Here is a 21,306-nt window from a genome sequence, read left to right on the forward strand (position 1 = left end):
GAGGGGGTATTTTTTTATCATTCATTGCTGTTTCATCCATTCACAAAGTGCACGGACGGTTTCACGATTTTTTGCTGGTGGGTATTGATGTGCATGGTCTGGATCATACCAGGTTTCGTATGATTTATTCGCATCTTCTAAAAAAAAGGCTAGTTGTCTGGCATGTTCTATATCTACATTTTCATCACGATAGCCATGTATGATTAATACAGGCGCAGTGATCTGCTCTATCTCGAAAAGTGGGGTTCGCGCATCATATGCTTCTGGTACACGATTCGGTGTTCCGCCAATTACACGCTTCATCATTCTGCGCATATCCGTACGTTCCCAATAAGTGGCTGTTGCGTCCGAAACACCTGCCCATGTGACGACCGAGGTAATATCCTTTCTTAAAATGGCTGTCCAAAGAGCCATAATTCCCCCACGAGAAAAACCAAAAACATGTATATTGTCATTACAATATTGCTTGAGAACATCTACGGCATAAACAGCATCATAACGGTCTGCTCCTGCAAACTCATCACGGCCTTCTCCACCACGATTTCCACGATAGTATGGGGCAAAAACGATAAAGCCCTGTGCAGCAAATTGGGCAATACGTGAAGGTCTTACCATCCCAATGCTTTGCATGCCCCCTCTTAAATATAAAAAACCATCATATGTACCTTCTGCCTTTGGCTCTGCTAATAATCCTTTTATACGTAAGCCCTGTGATAGATAGGTTATTTCTGTTAGTCGTATGGCTGGATTCGGTGAGGGATAGGCACGTTTTTCCACAATTTCACCATTGTATGTCACGGTCTTTCAACTCCTCCAGCATTTTCTTCATACCCTCATCCTTCATATGAAAGCTTAAATTAGGATGATGAGCAAATTCTTCATCCGTTAGCCAAAGCATACCCGATGTTTCTAAATCAAATTCAATGTCCTCCTGCGTTAAAAATTGTGCAGTAAAAACAGATTTACAAAACACAATGGCATCATGAACGGCATATTCTGCGAACCATTGGAGATTTTTCACACGGACACCCGTCTCTTCGAAAACTTCCCGAATAGCCGCCTCCTCTAAAGTTTCACCTTGCTCTAATTTGCCCCCTGGCACCTCTACACCACGTCGTTTATGAATAGTACATAGCCATTTATTTTCATGCTTTAACAAAACAAGGACGTGCTTTGGCTCGACTTCAAATTCCCCTCTTGAAAAACTCAAATCTACTTGTAGACCATGTAAATCTGTAAATGTTAGCATATTTTCAACCTCACGTTCTTTCTTGATGACCAATAGAAGCTATACCTATTCTTTGCTCCTATTTTATGGACAGGATCTAATGTTGGTTCCTAGTTTAACGGAATGCTAGATGCAAAATGTTTCCTTTCCTCTAGCTTATCTATGTTAACTATAGTGTAATCCTACAAAGACAAGCAACTGTAAGCTATAGTGAGGTAAAGCAAAAAAGCGTGCTTCATATGAAGACACGCTTTTCCTTAGATGACTTGCTGACCATCGAAATAGACAGTCGGGTTTTTCACAACGCAATCAATATGGACATCAGCCATATTTGCTCCACCGAATGGCTTATTACTACCAAATGCAATATGGATTGTCCCATACACCTTCTCATCCTCTAGTACATTACCACATAGGATGGCACTTTTATTCGCTCCGATGCCAAACTCTGCAATGATTCTACCATTTCCTTCACCAAGTAAAGCAAGTAATTGAGGACCATCAGGACCGATTGCCTCCTCTAAACGACCATTCGTGATTTTTAATAATAATGGCTCCTTTAAAACACCTATATTAGCAATCGAACCATCCACTAAAATCTCTCCATTCGCAGATGTTTCTAGTGGTGCAATATAAGATTCTCCAGAAGGGATATTTCCATGCTCTCCAGCTTGGCGTATAACACCTGTAGAACGAATTCCCAAACGATTTTCTACACTAAACGTTAATGTATGCCCGTCTTTGTCAATGCGAATATTTTTTGCTGCATCAAGTAAATGAACATATTTTCCTACCATATCTTCTATTTCCTGTGCATCTGCATGTAGCGCACCTTGCTCTAGCATATCCATTGTAACACCTGGCATTGTCGCCACTCGGCCACCCTGTTCACAGGCGTTTTTACGAGCAGCTGTATGTGTTAATGAGTGCGAGGTAATACAAAGCGTGACATCGACATTCGTCATCAGCGTCGAAACAGCTTGGATTGGCTCCTGTCCAGATTTATCTAATAGCGGCATTACCATTAACATTGTCTTCGCTGTAATAGATTGCCCAGCTTTATAAAAGATTTGCGCAATATCTTGCTTATGAATATCTGTTAAGATTAACAGTGTTTCAGATGATTGAACATTTAGATTACCTTTTAGTATAGTAAGTGCAATATCATGTAAATGTTGCATAATAAAACTCCTTAATTAAAATTCAAATGATATCTACGAATAATTCCTTCTATTTCATTTCTCGCCTCTTTTAATGGTTCTAAAACTTCTGGAACACGTTGTTCCGTAAAACGATAGATTGGTCCAGAAACAGTAATGGAGGCTACGACCTGATCTTCACTATTGAATATGGGCATGGCAAGTGCCAGTACATCAACAGAATATTCACTGTTACTGAGTGCATAACCACACGCACGAATTTTTTCCAACTCTGCTCGTATTTCATTAGCATCTGTCATCGTATTATTCGTATAGGCTGTTAAAGGCTCGTCAATCACCTTGGCAATTTGCTCTTCATTTAGAAAAGCAAGCATCGAACGATAGGATGCCCCTACATAAAGTGGGGATCTACTTCCTCTTGAAACGGTGAATTTCACCTTATTAACAGGTTCGGCTTTTAGTAATGTTAACGCTTCCAGTCCATTCAGTACAGTAAAAATAGCTGTTTCGCCTGTGACATCTTTTAATTTCTCAAGAACCGGCATACATAGCTGATCTATGTTTAATGAATCATACATATTCATACCAATCTCCCATAAAGCAATACCGAGTGAGTATTTTTTTGTTACAGGATCTTTTGTAATAAACCCATTATTTTCAAAGGTTTCAAGAATGCGATATAAATTTGTATGATTCATATTCATCGCCATTGCTAACTCTCTTCCACCCCATATGGGCTTTTCTTTTGTAAACATTTTTAAAACCGCAATTGATAAATTTAACGTCTTTAGCATATCTCTCATCCTTTTGATCTATTTATCTGTACAAACGGCTGCAAATCTTTCTCTTAAAGGGGGAAATAAGCGACAGATTTAGCAGCCGTCAGCACCTGATATCACTTTATCAAAAGTAAGAGAGTAGCTAATCTCTTACTTTTGATATAGGAAATCAACAGCAGCAGTAATATATACTTTTGCACAGCGTACGATATCCTCAACACGCACTTTTTCATTGTAACCATGAATACTTGGTAAATAGGCTGGGCCGTACTGCAATACAGGAATATTATATTGTCTGAAATGTCGAGCATCACTACTTGCCCATTGCATAACGCCATATGCCTCTTGCCCTGTTACAAATGAAATATTTTCCACAATGGATTGGCATACAGGATTTTCGGCAGGCGTATAATTTGCTACACTTTTGAAGCCAAAACGTTTGATTGAATAATCGATAGCCAAACCATCTAGTTTATGTTTCAAAATTTCTGTTACTTCTTCTTGTGTAATACCGAATGGTAAGCGACAATCGACCTGAACCTTGCAATAATCTGGGATTACGTTGGACTTCGTACCTCCCTCAATTGTACCAATATTTACAGTAATTTTCTCTAAAACTTCTTGATATTTCAAACGATCTTTTTCCACCTCACGCATGTATTTTTTAGATACCTCGATAAGTGGCAGTACCTCTTCTGGGATCGTAATTTCCAAATCCCATAGTGTACGAATCTCTTGAATAGCTCGAATGGCATCGACAATAGCATTTCTCCCAGCTAAAGGTGAGAGGCTTCCATGTCCAGGTTCCCCACGAACCTCTAATTCAAACCAATAAGAACCCTTTTGCCCAATGGTTGGATTTAGCGGTGAAGAAGGCTCAGCGATTAAGCAACCATCTCCTTGCACAAAACCTCGCTCTAACAACCACGGAACACCAAATTCGCCGCCTGTTTCTTCATCTGGCACAATCGCCAATGTTAGTTTCCCTGGTAATTCAATATTCAATTTCTTTAGTAGCTTTGTTGCAAAAATAATACCAGCTAAACCAGCTTTCATATCACTTGCACCACGGCCCAGCATCCAGCCATCCTTCACCTCCCCTGAAAATGGATTGAATTCCCACTTTGATAAATCACCAACAGGAACAACATCTGTATGACCACAATAAATGAGTTCCTTGCCCTCACCACTCCCAATAGAAGCTACTAAATTAAACATTTTATCTGCAGCTTCGTATTTTTGATAAGTAATGCCAACATCCTGTAAATAGTTTTCGATAAAAGCTGTTATTTCAGTCGTATCTCCTGGAGGATTGACACTAGGAATTTGAATGAGTTTCGAACAAAATGCAATCAGTTCATCTTGATGCTTTTCAACTTCCTCTAATAATTGCGCTTTGAGTGCTTGTAAATCATTCATGTGTATATACCTCTTTTCCTTTCGTTTGTAGATGATGCATGCTTCCATATAAATTTTTCATATGTGTAAACTGCTTTTCGTCAAAGAAGGAACATTTATGAGCTCCATACGTTTTTGCTACTTCTAACACAAATCGAACTACATTTTCTACATCTGTTACATGTGTGGCGCCTGTTGCACAGCCTGCCACGACAGATTCTGTTGTGATAGCCACACCTACAACAGGGCTTGTTGTTGCCACAGCTGGTTGTAAAATACTATTAATATGGAATAAACCATTGCCATATGGTGTAATGTCTTGCATGGTAATCGGTAGTACAACTGGAGAAATTCCTGCTGCTTGTGTGTAAACATGCAATAAATCATCACTGATTTTTAATATGTAACCTTCTTTGACTGTTGGCGTAATGGCAAACCCTTTATGGTTACATACTTGATTGCCTTTCGTTGTATCGATTGATAGAATGGCATCCATTGTTTCATCCACTTCATTTTCGTTCATGACACTAATATCCACTGGAGAGTTCATAAATGGCACTGGCTCATGTGGCAAAGTGGGTGCTGTTGGACAAATATGCGTTGAGAAAATAACATCTCCTTCTAACTGATCACCCTTTAACGCCATATCAATGGCTTTGGCTGCACCTGCCATACATGCTAGTGCTCCATCTCCATCTGATACAAAGCCTGTCATTTCAGGACGTGCTCCAATACCACCGAGACGACCAATAATTCCTAACGTCGGTGCCTGACCACCAGAGGATTTTCCTTGCTTTCCTTTCACTAGTACACGCACAAAATCCGTTGAGCCACTTTCACCTTTAATCGTTTTGATCTTCACATCTGCTGTTGGATCAATGCTGTGTAAATAGGCTTTAATCGTTTCTCCGTTAACATGGAAATTATCCATTACCTCGTATAATTCAATAACATGCTTCAATGACATAATCAGTCCGCTCCTTTTTACTTCTATAATTTATTCAATTACTTTCTGCTCTAAGTCGTCGACACTTCTTGCTGTATCGACGAAAATAAATGACAAGAAACTTGATGTGTAGCTGTCACAGTATCAAGTGTCGGTTGGACGTCTGCACATTTGTCTGTAGCAAAACGACAACGCTTGTGGAATGCACAGCCACTCGGTGGATTTACTGGACTGGGAACATCTCCAGATAAAATAATACGGTCCTTTTTATCAAAGGGATTTTCCTTAGGAATTGCCGATAATAAGGCTTGTGTGTAGGGATGTTGAGGGTTCTCATAAATTTCCTTATATGTCCCGATTTCCACAATTTTACCCAAGTACATGACGGCAATCCGATCACACATATAATTCACAACATTTAAATCATGTGAAATAAAAATATATGTTAAACCGAAGTCTCTCTGTAAGTCTTTTAATAGATTGATTACCTGTGCTTGTACAGAAACATCTAATGCTGAAACAGGTTCATCGCATACAACAATATCTGGATTAAGCGCAAGGGCACGAGCAATATTGATACGTTGTCTTTGTCCCCCAGAAAATTCATGTGGATGGCGCTTTGCATGATAAGCACTTAATCCTACTGTTTCAAGTAATTCAATAACACGCTTTTTACGTGATGCTTCATCACCAATACCATGGATGACTAATGGCTCAGCAATGAGATATTCAATCGTTTTTCGAGGATCGAGTGATGCATATGGATTTTGGAAAACCATTTGTATCGACTTTCGAGCAGAGCGAATATCCTTTGTATTTAAGCTTGCTAAATCCGTACCCTTAAACTCTACGATTCCCTCTGTTGGAGAAATCAGCTGGTTGATTAAACGAGCAACCGTCGATTTCCCACAACCTGATTCACCTACAATCCCAAGTGTTTCGCCCTTATATAATTCAAAACTGACGCCATCTACTGCTTTCACAAATTGTGTTGATTTTTTAAAAGGGATTGAACTTTTAATGGGAAAATGCTTTTTTAAATTACTTACCTTTAAAACAAGTTCATTGTGCTGTTGCATTAAAAATTCCCTCCTTCCTTGCGACAATTTGATTTTTCGCTTGTAAATGGCAGGCTACAAAATGATTGTCCTGCACTTCCACTAAGTCGGGTACTGTATGACGACAAATATCTGTTGCTAAAGGGCAACGTGATGAAAAGTGACAGCCGCTATGTGGCATTGTTAAATCCGGTGGACTACCTGGAATGGCCGGCAATCTTTGTTGCTCCTGTGTGCCCATTGTAATTTGAGACTCTAATAATCCCCACGTATAAGGATGTAAAGGTTTTTCATAGAGCTGTCTTGTTGTAGTCGACTCAACTGTTCGACCTGCATACATAACATTTACTTTGTCACATAACTCCCAAACCACACCTAAATCGTGTGTAATCATAATGATGGCTGTATCATGGTCTTGTTGTAATTTTTTCATTAAATCAAGAATTTGAGCTTGTACAGTTACATCCAGTGCAGTTGTTGGCTCATCGGCAATGAGTAGTTTCGGGTTACAAGCAAGAGCAATAGCAATCATGACACGCTGACGCATGCCTCCTGAAAATTCGTGAGGATACATTTTTAATCGTTTCTCTGGCTCAGGAATACCAACCATTTTTAACATATCGACAGCTTTGATAGCGGCATCTTTCTTCGAGATCTTTTCATGTGCTTGGATGACTTCAATAATTTGATTGCCCACTGTTAATACAGGATTCAAACTTGTAATAGGATCTTGGAAAATCATTGAAATATCATTACCTCGCACATTGCGCATTTCTTTTTCAGAAATGCCAATTAAATCACGACCATTAAAGTCAATTTTTCCATTCGTTATTTTTCCTGGCGGAGATGGAATTAAACGCATGAGAGCAGTGGCTGTAACACTTTTTCCCGACCCTGATTCTCCAACAATCCCTAGTGTTTCCTTCTTATTTAATTGTAAATTTACTCCATTGACAGCTTTCATTGTAGAGCCGCCACTTTTAAATTCTACTGTTAAATTTTCTACATCTAGTAAACGTTCAGTCATGACTCCACCCCCTTCCATTAAACTTTCATTTTCGGATCTAACGCATCACGTAATCCATCTCCTAAAAGGTTAATACCAAGAACTGTTAATAAAATACAGATTCCTGAAAATGTCGCCATTTGAGGATTTAATACTAAAAAATCTTTACCATCTTTTAAAATACTACCCCACGAAGCTGTTGGCGGTTGAACTCCTAATCCTAAAAAGCTCAGTGCCGCCTCCGAAATAATAGCGCCCGCTGTACTCATCGTTCCATAAACAATTAAAGGAGCTAAACAGTTCGGTAATATATGGCTAAAAATAATTCGACTATGTGTAGCACCTAGAGAATGCGTCACTTCGATGAATTCTTCTTCTTTTACACTTAAAACCTGACCACGAACAAGTCTTGCGAACCCTGGAATGTTTGCAACACCAATAGCAACAATAACGTTGACAAGTCCTTGCCCTAATACCGTCATTAGTGTAATAGCAAGTAAAATGAATGGGAATGCAAAAAGACCATCCATCGTACGCATAATGATCGAATCAATGCGACCACCGAAATACCCTGCCACTAACCCTAATAATGTTCCAAACACAGCTCCAAATAGCACCGCTGCAATGCCGACAATCATCGATATTTGTGTACCGTAAACTAAACGACTAAACAAATCACGTCCATAATTATCCGTTCCTAGCAAATGCCCTTCTGTGTTCATTGGTAAAAATGATTTACCGACAATCATTTCATTTGGTGGATGGGTAGCAATCAATGGTGCAAAAATTGCAACAATGGCCATCAAGGTGACAATGACTAACCCAATTGTCGCTAATTTATTTTTTAGCAACTTGCGCAACAACGTATTTCTTTTTCTTGTTTCATTGACGATTGCTTGAGTCATTGTTATTTTTTCCCTCCATCCGATTCTAAATTGACCTTAGGATTGACAACTTTATAAAGCACGTCCACTACTAAGTTAACAAGTACAAAGATAAATGCGATGAAAATAACAGTACCTTGTACAACAACAAAATCACGTTTATCAATGGCATCTACAATTAGTCGCCCCATTCCAGGCCAACTAAAAATCGTTTCTGTTAAAACCGCTCCCCCCAGTAAATTGGATATCTGCATCCCTAATACCGTTAAAATAGGTGTTAGCGCATTTTTAAAGGCATGTTTACCAATCACTAAATATTCTTTAATGCCTTTAGAACGAGCTGTTTTAATATAATCTTGCGAAATAACCTCTAACATGCTTGAACGGGTAATCCGTGCAAATGTCGCCATTGGAATCGTTGCTAATGCAAATGCTGGCAAAATTAAATGTTTCAAATAGGTCCATAGACCATCACTGATGTTGCCCATTCCAGTGGCTGGGAACCAACCAAGATTGACACTAAAGAATAAAACAAGCATGATCCCCAACCAAAAAATGGGCATGGATACACCAACTAATGATACAAGCATGACAATATAATCAATGATTGTATTTTGCTTTCTAGCAGCTAATATTCCTGCTGGGATACCGACCACAACCGCTATAAACAAGGCTGCCAATGCTAGTATCACTGTGTTAGGGAATCTTTCTATAATAAGCCCGATGACAGACTCACTATAAGAATAGGAATATCCTAAATTTAACTGTGCTAAGTCTCCTACATATGAAATAAATTGCGAAGGCATTGATTTATTTAATCCTAGCTCTTCTCTTAAATTCTCTACATCTTCCACACTGGCTTGTGGCCCAAGCATTACTGAAGCTGGGTCACCTGGAATCATTCGCGTAATAATGAAGACGATGATTCCTACTACTAGCAGTGTCGGGATAAGGTTGACTAACCTTTTTAAAATAAATGAGCCCATCTTATTAAGACCTCCTTTTCATTATTAGAATCAGTGGTTCATATTGTGAATAACCACATACTACACCATGTGATAATTATTTGTAAATATATTTTTTCTGAATTTTTTTAATTTTATATTTACTTTCTGTTTACAAATGTGCTAATTTTAATTCGAACCTATCATTTTTGAATCAACGGTTCATATTGTGAAACAAAATAAAGGAGGCTTATGCAGATGAAGAAGATAAACGTAAAAAAACCTTTACTACTACTCTTTTTAACTTTATTAATTGGTGTTTTAGCAGCTTGTGGTGGGAACACAGAAAAAAGTAATTCTTCAAATGAAAAAGATGGAGAAGTCACTTCAGGTGGCAAATTAAATGTTGGTCTTTCAGCCAATGCCAAAACATTTGACCCTATCAAATATACAGGGGTTTATGAATCGCAAGTTATGCGTCAAATGGGTGATACTTTAGTTGTTTATAACAAAGATCTATCAGATATCATCCCCTCTTTAGCAACAGAATGGAAAGTGTCAGATGATATGTTAGTCTATACGTTCAAATTACGTGAGGGTGTGAAATTCCAAAAGGGGCAATACCAGGATGGCCGTGAAATGACAGCGGAAGATGTGAAATATTCTTTAGAGCGCTCCGCCAAAGAATCCGCTATGAATCGTTTAAGTGGTGTGACAGAAGTTAAAGTGTTGTCAGATTATGAAATAGAAATTCACTTAACTACACCGAATGCTGCCCTTCTTGCTATGCTAACGGATGCAGGAAATATCATTATTCCAAAAGAAGAGGTTGAAGGCTGGGGCGATAACTTCTCAGAACACTTCATTGGTACAGGCCCATTCCAGTTAACAGAATGGAAAAAAGACCAAGAAGTAAAACTAGTTCGCCATGACAATTATTGGGGTGAAAAACCTCACGTTGATAATTTATCCATGAAGTTTATCTCCGATCAAAATATGATGACAAATGCATTACGTTCTGGTGACATAGATATTGCCATGGATGTCAAAGGCCAAAACAGAGAAATTATTAACCAAGATAGCAACCTTGAGCTTTTAACGAATCCAGGTTTATCTATTGTTTATCTTGACCTTAACAACAAAGTTGGTCCGACTGCTGACAAACGTGTTCGCGAGGCACTTTATATGGCAACAAATGTTGAGGAAATCATTTCTGGTGTTAACCAATGGGGTGGCGGTGATGTTTCTTATTTACCATTACCACCAGGTTCATGGGGATATGATAAATCATTAGTTGATTTAGTACCAAAATATAATCCAGAAGAAGCAAAAAAATTGCTAGCAGAGGCTGGTTATCCTGATGGCTTCAAAACAGAGATTTATGTATCAGAAGCACGTGTGCCTTACGCAACGATTTTCCAAAGTCAATTAAAGAAAAACTTAAACATTGATGTGGAAATTAAAGTGCTTGAATGGGGTACTTACAGTGATACTGTTGCAAAAGGGAACGCTCCAATGAATATTGGTGGCTGGACTTGGTATCCAGATCCTTATTTCTTCCTATATCAATTATTCCACACAAATCAAATCGGTGCGTTAGGTAATGGGAAAGGCTATAGTAACCCAGAGGTAGATAAATTATTAGAGCGTGCCGTATCTGAAACAGTGGTACAGGAAGAACGTGCTAAATTATACCAAGAAGCATTAAAACTGATTTTAGCAGATGTTCCGCGTATTGAATTAGAAGCAACACAAACCGTTGCAGGTGTAAACAAAAAAGTACAGGGCTTTGAGGTTTCTACTGACAACTCCGTACAAATTGTACATCCAAACGGTACGAACGTATCCATTTCTAAATAATTAACTGGAAAAGTGGAGATGCTTGTCTCCGCTTTTCTCTTCATAAGGAGAGATCTAATTCCATGACTCGATATATAAATGGACTTGTTTTTAACTCTGAGACACGTAGCTTTAACAAACAGTCATTTCAAGTACAGGGGCAATACTTTGCTCCATCTTCTACAACGTCTGAAATAGACATCGATTTAGATGGCTATTATATTACACCTGGCCTTATCGATAGTTGTTCACAAATTGGCTTAGCTGAAATAGGGATTCGTTGGGAGGGAGATGATAGCTATGAATTTGACTCACATCTGGACTATTCTGTAGTTGATGGCATTTATCCATTCGATGCTGCCTTTCAAAAAGCTATCTCCCATGGGGTGACAGCCTCTCATATCGTTCCCTCCCCTAAAAGCTTGGTCGGTGCAAAAACAGCTATTATTCATCATACACATACAACGGTTGATGAAATGGTCATTGCCAAAGATATTGCTTATTCCTTCTCCATTGGACACCAAGCAAAAAGCACTTTTTTCGCTGAAAGGAGAAAGCCACTAACCCGTATGGGGATTGCCAAAATTTTAAGAGAAACATTGCAACAGATTCAGCAGCAAGAACCTTTAATTAAGAAAATTGTCATACGGGCACATAAAGCTGTGGATCTTGAATTCATTGACCGTCTTCAACAAGAGTTTAAGTCTACTTTTGATTTTCATATTATTCACGGCACTGAAGCTTCACTGCTTCAAGGGACATCCTTCAATACGGTCATTGCTGGCCCAACGTTTCGATATATCGAGCATAACGAGATGATGGCATTATCACCAAAACTATACCGCCAGTTGTCCCAACAACATACTCCGTTTGTTTTTTGTACGGATCATCCTGTTAGTAGCACCTCTCACCTAACATTAGAAGGTTGCTTAGCTGTAAGAGAAGGGCTGACACGTCAGGATGTTCTGTATGCACTAACAACAGGAGCTGCTAATTTCCTTGGAATCGCTCATAAAACTGGCACTATTCGTGATGGCCTTCTAGCTGATTTTGTCATATGGGATAAGCATCCATTAAATTTAGATGCACAGGTTGTAGCTACTTTTATTAAAGGAACAAAAGTTTATGCAAGGGAAGAAGGGTTCTCAGAATGATTATTTATCATCATGCAAAGTTTCTCACAGTCAATGAACAAAATGATATTTTTGAACAGTTATGGATCGAAGATGGACGTATAGTCTATGTCGGTCCAGCCAAAGATTATCCTCCTCAAGCAGAGTTAGTCGATCTTCAGGGAGCTTATGTCACACCAGGCTTAATTGATATTCACGCCCATGTTGGGACATGGGCAGAGGTTACTGAAGACATTAATGATGCTAATGAATATAGCGAGCCCTTTACACCTCTTATGCATGCTCTAGATAGTGTAGATATCCGACACTTTTCCTTCCAACATGCGTTAGAAGGTGGTGTGACGACTGTACAAACTGGTCCAGGTAGTGCCAATGTCATTGGGGGCATTTGGAGTATTCTTAAAACAGCAGGGCCCACTCTTACCTCTCGTGTTTTAGTAGAACGAAGCGGCTTAAAGGGCGCGTTAGGAGAAAATCCAAAGAATGTTTTTGGCAATCAATACAAACGAAAGCCAATGACTCGCATGGCCATTGCCCAGCTTTTACGTGATGGTTTCCAACGTGCAAGTCAACTGAATGAACAACAACGGGCTGAGCAAATTAAACAAAATTCAGAGTTGCGTCCATTCATTGAAGTGCTACGAGGTGACATGCCCCTTCGCCTTCATTGTCACAGAGCAGATGACATTATGACAGCTATAAGAATTGCTAAAGAATTTAATGTGAAGCTCCATTTAGAGCATTGCACAGAAGGCTATTTAATGGTCGATGCGGTTAAAAACAGTGGCTTTCATGCAACACTTGGGCCCTATATGTTAACGCCATCTAAATATGAAACACGTAATTCTACACCGGCGATTGCAGCTATTTTTAAAGAGCATAATATCCCATTTGCCATCATGACAGACCATCCATTCGTACCAATTCAGTACTTAAAATATTGTGCTACTGAAGCTATTCGCTATGGTTTAGATGAGGACACCGCCTTAAAAAGTATTACAATAAATGCCGCTAAGCTCGTACAGCTAGATCACCGCATTGGCAGCCTTGAGGAAGGCAAGGATGCTGATTTTGTTGTTTGGTCACACCCTATTTTTGAAACAGAAGCAAAGGTCTTACAAACGTATGTCAATGGACAAAAATATTACGAAGCGGAGTGAGCTTATTGAAACATTCAAAAATTGCCGTAGTCACAATTGGTCAAGCGCCTCGCAAAGATATGGCGGAGGATATTCAGCAATTAAGAGCATCTGGTTTACATGTTCATGAGTTTGGCGTACTGGATTCACTCTCTCCAGCCGAAATCACTTCCCTTTCACCCTCTAGTGAAGACACAGATGTTTTAGTAACACTTTTGACAAATGGACAACAAGTCAAGCTAAGTAAACAAAAGCTGATGCCCTATATTCAGACATGCATTGATGATTTACATGAATTCACTTGGGTTTTGCTTATGTGTACAGGAGATTTTACGAATAAGCTGTCATGTAAAAACCTGTTACTACCTGATCGCATGATGACAAATTTAGTGAAAGGGTTACAAACAGAATTAGCACTTGGTTTAATAGGCCCTGAGCCTGAGCAACAACAAACTGTTGCGGAGAAATGGCAAAGTGCACAGTTCGTTGTCACCTTTTCAGCTAGCTCACCCTATCAGTTCAATGCACAACATTTATTAGCAAAAGCACAGCTATTAGAATATCAAGGAGCTGATTTGCTCATTCTTGATTGTATGGGTTATTCCACAACAATGAAAAACATGATTAAAGATCAACTCACTATTCCCGTCATTGTTCCTAGAGAAGCAGTATTTACGGTTTTAAAGGCCATTTGTTAATGGTAAAAAAGGTGATGTCAACAGCAGAAACAACCATTTTGAAAGGCGAGGGTTGATTTCCGTTCCGCCAGCGTCCCTTCCAGGGAATGCCCGATGAGCCGCTTCACTCACAGGGTCTCATCAACCATGTGGAGAAGTGATGAGTGACAGCACCCCTCCATAAAGAGTAGTGAATACCCTCACTTTATTTGAAAACCTTGCTAAAAAGAAATATTTTTATGGATTGGAAGGCTAGTAGACTCCTGTGGGCGAGCGTCCCTACACGAAGCGGCTCGCCAACAGGAAAGCCCATGGAAATCCATTTTCACCTTTAACATAAATTCTATGGATGGTTTTGTTTTTCAACACTATGAAAAGGGCACTGCCGATGCAGTGCCCTTTTCCCGTTCCGCTAGACACGTTTATTGAAATAAGGAAGCTGCTCAACAAATGCCTTTGTGTCATCATCCCCATATTCATGAACGAGTGCATAAATTTTCATTAATCGCTTATCGATTTCATCATTTTCCCTGTCTAAGTGATACTGTATATACGGTAATTGTGCACGCCATGCATTTGAAATTTCTAGCAGCTGCATTTGCTGAAAGATTCTCTCAAATACATCTAATGCCTGTCGATCTACATTCAGTTCAAAATTCCACGGCCCAGCATAAGGATTTGTATAATAGGTTCTATTGGCAAGTGAAAAATATACGCGCTGACGATCCATCTTTATGATTCACTCCTTTTTCCATAGTATGGAGAGAACGGAGTTGTTTTATTCGCTTTAATGTCAAACTTCCTTCACAATTAATAGAACCACATAATTTATAATAGGTATGATGAACAAAGAACGGAGTGAATACTATGAGTTTAACTACGCTCTTAATAGTCGCAGTTATCATTGTTATCTTTATCACTATTGCGACGATTATCAGTGTCAACCGTGCCTATGCCTTTAAACATACTATTGATGAAAAACCACAGCAAAACTATCATCAAGAGGATAACTAATCATAATTTATTGAATTTGGAGTGAAAGCAATGGGTGTACCTTTACCAATTATCATTATGATTGCCATGATGATGTTAATGTTTGGTCTTTCTGTCATTATTATTTTGAAGAAAAAAAATCATATCTTTACACAAACTATTGATCCAAAACCTGAAAAAATGACGTCTCAGCAAGAGGAAGAACAACGATGAAATACCCCTTTATTTGGCTCATTCAGTTTTATAGAAAATTCATTTCACCTATGACGCCACCAACTTGCCGTTTCCATCCTACTTGTTCTTCTTACGGGCTGGAAGCTTTTCAAAAGCATGGAGCATTGAAAGGCTCCATCTTAACCATTACACGTATATCGAAGTGCCATCCGTTTCATCCTGGTGGCTTTGATCCTGTGCCTGAAAAATGGCCTTCGAAAAAGAATTAAACTTTCGGAGGGCATTTTTTTCTTGTACTTTTTTAAGTTGTGCGTTATTATAATAACTGTTCTAAAAAATAAATCGTAATGATTACTATTTAAGAGAGGTATCTGATTATATGAAAAAATTGTATTTATTATTGTTAGTCGCAGTCCTTGCCTTATTCACTGCTGCTTGTGGAGACAAATCTTCCACTTCCCAAAAGTCTGATGACAAGGATACGTTAAGCATCTATACAACGGTTTATCCGTTAAGCTATTTTGCACAGCGCATTGGTGGCGATTTTGTTGAAGTATCTTCTATTTACCCAGCTGGTGCGAACGAGCATACATTTGAACCCACTCAAAAAGATATGATGAAATTAGCAGATGCAAATATCTTCTTCTATATTGGCTTAGGACTGGAAGGCTTTGTCGAAAACGCTAAAAAGACTTTAGCAAACGAAGATGTCACGATGGTGGCAACTGCTGACACAGTTTCAGATGAAAAATTAGCTATCAGCACAGGCCATGTTCATGCAGAAGATGAGCATGACGAGCATAATCACGCTGCCACAGAGGAAGAGCACGATCATGAGCACGATCACGCTGCCACAGAGGGAGAGCACGATCATGAAGCTGATGAGCACGGACATGATGAGCATGAACATGGCGATATCGACCCACATGTTTGGTTATCTCCTACAATTAGTCAGGATTTAGCACTTGCTATTAAAAATACACTAGTTGAAAAAATGCCTGCTCAAGAATCGACTTTTAATGAGAATTATGAAGCACTAGTAAAAGAACTGCAGGATTTGGATAATGACTTCAAAGCAATGGCTGACAAAGCACCAAATAAAACATTCTTTGTATCACATGCTGCCTTTGGCTATATTGCAGGTCAATATGGTTTTACACAAGTGCCAATTGCCGGCTTAAATTCACAAAATGAGCCATCTCAAAAAGAATTAACAAAAATCGTTGATAAAGCAAATGAATTGCATATTCACTATATTTTATTTGAACAAAATGTTTCTTCTAAATTAGCAGAGGTTATTCAAAAAGAAGTTGGCGCAGAATCTCTTGTCCTGCATAATTTAAGTGTATTAACAGCTGACGATGAAAAAAATAAAGAAACCTACTTCACCTTGATGCAAAAAAATATTCAAACACTAGAAAAAGCGTTAAACGCACATTAATCAAGTAAGAGCCAATAAGTAGAGATTAAGCCAGTGTAAACCAACATATTATGAGTAAGGAGGTGCCCCGACGAATGGGACACCTCCTTTATTATGACGTATTTTTCTTGTGGCATGCGTTTCCCCGTTCGATAAAAAGATGGTCGGCATTTTGTTGTTTTTAGTTCCTTATCCTGCATCACTTTTGGCTGAATCGCAATAAAAACGGACATACTTCCCACTAACATTGGTGTCCATTCAGTAAAGTCAAACTGAACTAAAGTGTTTGGATCATTTGTTTTTTGTGCAATAAGCTTTGTCGGCTGTTCCACTAATTGTTGTACTGAAAGCTTATTTTCTCCAATAATAGAGATTCCTTTATTTTCAGTAAAGCTAGCTTGTAAAGGCATTGTTACACTCTGTATTTTCGTTTCTTCTAGCATCTCCGTATACTTCTCGCTTGTTGCAGCAGGAAAACTTGCGTAGTCCCAAGTATGATCCTGTGCTAATTGACGATCCGACACTAAAAAATATTGATAGCGTACTTCTCCCTTACGATCCGGCAATGGATCATCCCAAGTGACATCAATATGATACCAATCACGATCCAACTTTACTAATACCCAGGCATGGAGCTGTTCACCCACTTTTCCTGGCACATATTGTACCTCAAAGCCCAACATTTCTAACATTCGATAAAGCACTAAAGCATATGCCTGACAAACTCCCTTATTTTCTGTTAGTAACGTGTAAGGGGAATATTGACTTCCTTCTGTTTCTTTGGAGTATTCCGCAGTTAAAACAATAAAATCATGTGCAGCCTGCAGTTTTTCTATGTCACTTAATCCATGCATGGGTGCAATAATATTCGCCAAAGTTTGCCCTACAAATGCTTCCTCTGTTGGGGAAATATGATAGGTAAAGGCAAATGCAATGACAATATTATTGTTATAACCATCGTACTTCCATTTAAAGCTAGAAATATTAGTATAAATATAAGAGTTTTGAATCGCAGTTTTTGTAATGTCTGTTAGTCCATCTTTTATTTCAGTTATGTCACCAGTATAGCGAATGGAAAATTCCGAAGATAGCTGCGTAACTTCTTTATTAATGAGAGATTGTAGTGTTTCAATTGAATGAGCAGTTGCTACATTATCTTTTTCATCGTTTGCAAATACTTGCACATGACTCATTTGTAGAACAAATACTATAATGACAACATTATATATATATTTCCTCATATGAGTCATTCTCCTTTACTAACTAGTTTATGCCTCTCATTTTTTATTATGTTAATGAATGATTAATTTCATGCTAAAAGTGCGAATAAAAAAGAAGCCTTCATTTTAAGAAGACTTCTTTCACAAATTTTTTATTGTAATAATTTTCGTCTCAGCAATTTATCCGCACCATTTCGCGGAAGACTGTCTGTAATAATAATTTCTTTAGGTACTTTATATTTAGCAAGTTTCTGTAAACAAAAGGCTTGGAGCTGCTCAACAGATGCCTGCTCATGTAACACGATAAAGGCAATCGGAACCTGTCCCCATTGCTCATCTGCCACACCACATACCCCGGCTTCTTTGACAGCAGGATGTGTGAGTAACACATTTTCTATTTCTGCAGGATAAATATTTTCTCCCCCTGAAATAATTAAATCTGCTCTACGATCAATGACGAATAAATAACCTTCCTTATCCATATAACCAATATCACCCGTATGCAACCAGCCATCCATCGTTGCATCTTTTTGTGCAAAACGTCCAATATAGCCAGGAGTAACATGAGGCCCTCGAATACAAATTTCTCCCTCACCTTTCGCATTGGGCTGCGCAATCTTTATTTGATTAAAAAATAAAGGCTTGCCAGCAGAACCAATTTTTCGCATGGCATCTTCACTTGCCAATGTAGCTGTTTGTGAGGAAGTTTCTGTCATGCCATAGGTTTGCGCGACAGCTAAGTTTAACGCATGTGCTCTCACTAAATAATCAACGGGCACTGGCCCACCTCCAGCTAACATCAACTTAAAGTGTGGCGAAGCTTTCGTATTATGCTGCTCTAACGTATGTAGAATCCGTTCCAATGTCACTGCTACAACAGACATATGAGTTACTTCCCCAACTATAATATGTTGTGAGATAGCCTCTACATCAAATTGATCGTATAAAACAACCTGATTGCCATACAGCAGTGAACGTACTAATATTGAAAATCCACTAATATGGAATAATGGTACAGCACATAACCAAACATCCTGAGCCTGTAGTCCAATGTTTAAAACAGAGGCAGTCGCACTCGCCTGATGATTCCCAACCGTTTGGCGAACTCCCTTTGGAAAGCCAGTAGTACCCGATGTATACATGATCGTTGTAGTTTGATGTAAAGGCCACTCCTTTTCAATATCTACGGTACGCTCAACCCCCTCTTCAATCGTTGAAAATAAATGATGACCTGTTTCAGGTGGCAACTTTGCTATATCCTCATCTGCAATTAACACGCACACCGCTCCTGAATCCTCTAGCTGATAAGCCAGTTCATCCTGTGATAGTCTACGATTAAGCATCACCATCTCACATTGTAAATGCATACAAGCATACATCACAATAACTAGTTCAGGCTTACTTGGTCCCATAATCGCAATTCGGTCTCCCCGTTGAATACCGAGTGCCACTAATTGTCGGGCACGTTTTATAGATAAATCCTGTAGTTCCTGAAAAGTCCAGCTTTGTTTTTTATAAGCCAATGCCTTCCGTAATGGTGTTAAATAGGCTCGTTGTAAAATCCAATTTGGATACATCTTTGTCACTCCAATCACCCTACATCTTAACGCTTTCCCATCAACTTTGTCTATTAGTCGATGATCTTTCTCGCCCTTTTGTATGTCTATCTGTTCCGCTAATCGCTCTATCCTTCACATTTTAAGTTTTATCCGCCATTTTGAGCGTTCTATCCATCTCTTTTTCAAAGTACTACTCTATCCCTCACATCTTGAATTCTATCCACCACTTTTGATGTTTTATCAACCTCTTTTTGCATTTTATCCTCCAATTTGAGCGCTCTATCCTTCTCTCTTTTTCAAAGTACTGCTCTATCCCCCACACCTTGAGTTCTATCCAACACTTTTGATGTTTTATCAACCTCTTTTTGTATTTTATCCTCCAATTTGAGCGTTCTATCCATCTCTTTTTCAAAGTACTACTCTATCCCTCACATTTTGAGCTTTATCCAACACTTTTGGCATTTTATCAACCTCTTTTTGCATTTTATCCTCCAATTTGAGCGTTCTATCCATCTCTTTTATTATAAGTACTACTCTATCCCTCACATTTTGAGTTCTATCCGCAACTTCGAGCGTTCTATCCACCTCTCTTTTTCAAAGCACTACTCTATCCCTCACATTTTGAGTTCTATCCGCAACTTCGAGCGTTCTATCCACCTCTCTTTTTCAAAGCACTACTCTATCCCTCACATTTTGAGTTCTATCCGCAACTTCGAGCGTTCTATCCACCTCTCTTTTTCAAAGCACTACTCTATCCCTCACATTTTGAGTTCTATCCGCAACTTCGAGCGTTCTATCCACCAAACTCCTCCTGCATGCATACAAAAAGCTCGTATCTCCAAAAAGATACGAGCTTTACACCCTTTCATCATCAAGGGAATCTTGGGAATTGACCAAAGTCTGGTTGACGTTTTTCTTTGAATGCGTCGCGACCTTCTTTTGCTTCATCTGTAGTGTAGTAAAGAAGTGTAGCGTCACCAGCCATTTGTTGAAGACCTGCTAAGCCGTCAGTATCTGCATTCATCGCTGCTTTTAAGAAGCGTAGTGCAGTTGGTGACATTTGTAGCATTTCTTCACACCATTGAACGGTTTCATCTTCTAATTGCTCATAAGGAACAACTGTATTGACTAAGCCCATATCAAGTGCTTGTTGTGCATCGTATTGACGGCAAAGGTACCAAATTTCACGTGCCTTTTTATGTCCAATAATACGAGCAAGATAGCCTGAGCCGTAACCAGCATCAAATGAACCTACTTTTGGTCCAGTTTGTCCAAAACGGGCATTGTCAGCAGCAATTGTTAAGTCACAGACAACATGTAAAACATGTCCTCCACCAATTGCATAGCCTGCAACCATTGCCACTACAGGTTTTGGAATTACACGAATTAAACGTTGTAAGTCAAGAACGTTTAGACGTGGGATTTCATCATCGCCTACGTAGCCACCATGACCACGAACTTTTTGATCTCCGCCTGAGCAGAAAGCATGTTCACCTTCACCAGTTAAAATAATCACACCGATATTTTTGTCATCGCGTGCACGTGAGAATGCGTCAATCATTTCCATTACCGTTTTCGGGCGGAATGCATTGCGCACTTCTGGACGGTTAATCGTAATTTTTGCGATACCGTTATAGAATTCATACTTAATGTCTTCATAAGTATGTAATGTAGTCCATTGACGTGTCATTGAATTGCCTCCTATATCAATAAATTCGTCTCGTTACTAGCGAGGCGCTAACGTAACAG

The 21,306-nt window shown here is 39.0% G+C and carries 22 protein-coding genes; 8 read left to right on the forward strand and 14 right to left on the reverse strand.

Annotated elements, in window-relative coordinates; genetic code table 11:
• Positions 1 to 21 precede the first annotated feature (21 nt).
• The 10 genes from NV349_RS17435 to NV349_RS17480 form a co-directional block, all read right to left on the reverse strand.
• Positions 22 to 798: an alpha/beta hydrolase family protein gene (locus NV349_RS17435; protein ID WP_036118745.1), complete on the reverse strand. Its 777-nt coding sequence runs from the start codon at positions 796 to 798 to the stop codon at positions 22 to 24.
• Complete coding sequence (locus NV349_RS17440; protein ID WP_036118781.1) at positions 782 to 1,249, reverse strand: NUDIX domain-containing protein; 468 nt, start codon at positions 1,247 to 1,249, stop codon at positions 782 to 784. The genes NV349_RS17435 and NV349_RS17440 overlap by 17 nt, the downstream gene beginning before the upstream one ends.
• A gap of 236 nt (positions 1,250 to 1,485) precedes the next feature.
• Entirely contained in the window at positions 1,486 to 2,409 is a 924-nt protein-coding gene (locus NV349_RS17445) for an aminopeptidase (protein ID WP_058845044.1), read from the reverse strand.
• Positions 2,410 to 2,420: 11 nt separating this feature from the next.
• Complete coding sequence (locus NV349_RS17450) at positions 2,421 to 3,182, reverse strand: IclR family transcriptional regulator (protein WP_036118741.1); 762 nt, start codon at positions 3,180 to 3,182, stop codon at positions 2,421 to 2,423.
• 135 nt (positions 3,183 to 3,317) lie between these two features.
• Entirely contained in the window at positions 3,318 to 4,586 is a 1,269-nt protein-coding gene (locus NV349_RS17455) for a M20 family metallopeptidase (protein WP_058845043.1), read from the reverse strand.
• On the reverse strand, positions 4,579 to 5,532 hold the full coding sequence (locus NV349_RS17460; RefSeq protein ID WP_058845042.1) for a DUF1177 domain-containing protein: 954 nt from the start codon (positions 5,530 to 5,532) through the stop codon (positions 4,579 to 4,581). Before NV349_RS17460 ends, NV349_RS17455 begins: the two co-directional genes overlap by 8 nt.
• A gap of 50 nt (positions 5,533 to 5,582) precedes the next feature.
• Positions 5,583 to 6,590 carry an ABC transporter ATP-binding protein gene (locus NV349_RS17465; RefSeq protein WP_036118734.1) on the reverse strand — a complete coding sequence of 336 codons (1,008 nt, stop codon included), beginning with the start codon at positions 6,588 to 6,590 and terminating at the stop codon, positions 5,583 to 5,585.
• Entirely contained in the window at positions 6,574 to 7,596 is a 1,023-nt protein-coding gene (locus NV349_RS17470; RefSeq protein ID WP_036118732.1) for an ABC transporter ATP-binding protein, read from the reverse strand. The genes NV349_RS17465 and NV349_RS17470 overlap by 17 nt, the downstream gene beginning before the upstream one ends.
• A gap of 17 nt (positions 7,597 to 7,613) precedes the next feature.
• Positions 7,614 to 8,480, reverse strand: a complete 867-nt coding sequence (locus tag NV349_RS17475; RefSeq protein WP_058845041.1) for an ABC transporter permease — start codon at positions 8,478 to 8,480, stop codon at positions 7,614 to 7,616.
• A 2-nt stretch (positions 8,481 to 8,482) separates the two neighbouring features.
• On the reverse strand, positions 8,483 to 9,445 hold the full coding sequence (locus tag NV349_RS17480) for an ABC transporter permease (RefSeq protein WP_036118726.1): 963 nt from the start codon (positions 9,443 to 9,445) through the stop codon (positions 8,483 to 8,485).
• 216 nt (positions 9,446 to 9,661) lie between these two features.
• Here NV349_RS17480 and NV349_RS17485 point away from each other — a divergent pair, with 216 nt between their 5' ends.
• From NV349_RS17485 to NV349_RS17500, 4 genes are all read left to right on the forward strand, one after another.
• Positions 9,662 to 11,263, forward strand: a complete 1,602-nt coding sequence (locus tag NV349_RS17485; protein WP_141905357.1) for an ABC transporter substrate-binding protein — start codon at positions 9,662 to 9,664, stop codon at positions 11,261 to 11,263.
• Between the two features lie 62 nt (positions 11,264 to 11,325).
• Positions 11,326 to 12,396, forward strand: a complete 1,071-nt coding sequence (locus NV349_RS17490; RefSeq protein WP_058845039.1) for an amidohydrolase family protein — start codon at positions 11,326 to 11,328, stop codon at positions 12,394 to 12,396.
• The gene (locus NV349_RS17495; RefSeq protein WP_271910748.1) at positions 12,393 to 13,535 is read left to right on the forward strand and encodes an amidohydrolase; all 1,143 of its coding nucleotides are present in this window, start codon (positions 12,393 to 12,395) and stop codon (positions 13,533 to 13,535) included. Before NV349_RS17490 ends, NV349_RS17495 begins: the two co-directional genes overlap by 4 nt.
• A complete protein-coding gene (locus NV349_RS17500) occupies positions 13,532 to 14,212 on the forward strand; it encodes an AroM family protein (protein WP_271910749.1) in 681 nt (226 codons plus the stop codon). Before NV349_RS17495 ends, NV349_RS17500 begins: the two co-directional genes overlap by 4 nt.
• Before the next feature lie 391 nt (positions 14,213 to 14,603).
• Here NV349_RS17500 and NV349_RS17505 read toward each other — a convergent pair whose 3' ends face one another.
• Positions 14,604 to 14,921: a hypothetical protein gene (locus NV349_RS17505; protein WP_016992524.1), complete on the reverse strand. Its 318-nt coding sequence runs from the start codon at positions 14,919 to 14,921 to the stop codon at positions 14,604 to 14,606.
• 137 nt (positions 14,922 to 15,058) lie between these two features.
• Between NV349_RS17505 and ytzI the strand changes: the two genes are divergently transcribed.
• From ytzI to NV349_RS17525, 4 genes are all read left to right on the forward strand, one after another.
• Positions 15,059 to 15,205 (forward strand): YtzI protein, encoded by a 147-nt coding sequence (ytzI, locus tag NV349_RS17510; RefSeq protein ID WP_271910751.1) that lies wholly within the window; start codon positions 15,059 to 15,061, stop codon positions 15,203 to 15,205.
• A gap of 30 nt (positions 15,206 to 15,235) precedes the next feature.
• Positions 15,236 to 15,397: a hypothetical protein gene (locus NV349_RS17515; protein ID WP_170829901.1), complete on the forward strand. Its 162-nt coding sequence runs from the start codon at positions 15,236 to 15,238 to the stop codon at positions 15,395 to 15,397.
• Positions 15,394 to 15,627: a membrane protein insertion efficiency factor YidD gene (gene yidD, locus NV349_RS17520; RefSeq protein WP_036123166.1), complete on the forward strand. Its 234-nt coding sequence runs from the start codon at positions 15,394 to 15,396 to the stop codon at positions 15,625 to 15,627. Before NV349_RS17515 ends, yidD begins: the two co-directional genes overlap by 4 nt.
• A gap of 110 nt (positions 15,628 to 15,737) precedes the next feature.
• On the forward strand, positions 15,738 to 16,799 hold the full coding sequence (locus NV349_RS17525) for a metal ABC transporter solute-binding protein, Zn/Mn family (protein WP_089934515.1): 1,062 nt from the start codon (positions 15,738 to 15,740) through the stop codon (positions 16,797 to 16,799).
• On the opposite strand, the gene NV349_RS17530 is transcribed toward NV349_RS17525, so the two are convergent.
• From NV349_RS17530 to menB, 3 genes are all read right to left on the reverse strand, one after another.
• Complete coding sequence (locus tag NV349_RS17530) at positions 16,796 to 18,019, reverse strand: transglutaminase domain-containing protein (RefSeq protein ID WP_271910752.1); 1,224 nt, start codon at positions 18,017 to 18,019, stop codon at positions 16,796 to 16,798. The genes NV349_RS17525 and NV349_RS17530 overlap by 4 nt on opposite strands.
• A gap of 131 nt (positions 18,020 to 18,150) precedes the next feature.
• On the reverse strand, positions 18,151 to 19,575 hold the full coding sequence (locus tag NV349_RS17535; protein WP_271910753.1) for an o-succinylbenzoate--CoA ligase: 1,425 nt from the start codon (positions 19,573 to 19,575) through the stop codon (positions 18,151 to 18,153).
• Between the two features lie 853 nt (positions 19,576 to 20,428).
• Positions 20,429 to 21,247: a 1,4-dihydroxy-2-naphthoyl-CoA synthase gene (menB, locus tag NV349_RS17540; RefSeq protein WP_036123154.1), complete on the reverse strand. Its 819-nt coding sequence runs from the start codon at positions 21,245 to 21,247 to the stop codon at positions 20,429 to 20,431.
• Positions 21,248 to 21,306 lie beyond the last annotated feature (59 nt).

Source organism: Lysinibacillus sp. OF-1 (genome assembly GCF_028356935.1).
Taxonomy (GTDB): Bacteria; Bacillota; Bacilli; order Bacillales_A; family Planococcaceae; genus Lysinibacillus; species Lysinibacillus fusiformis_D.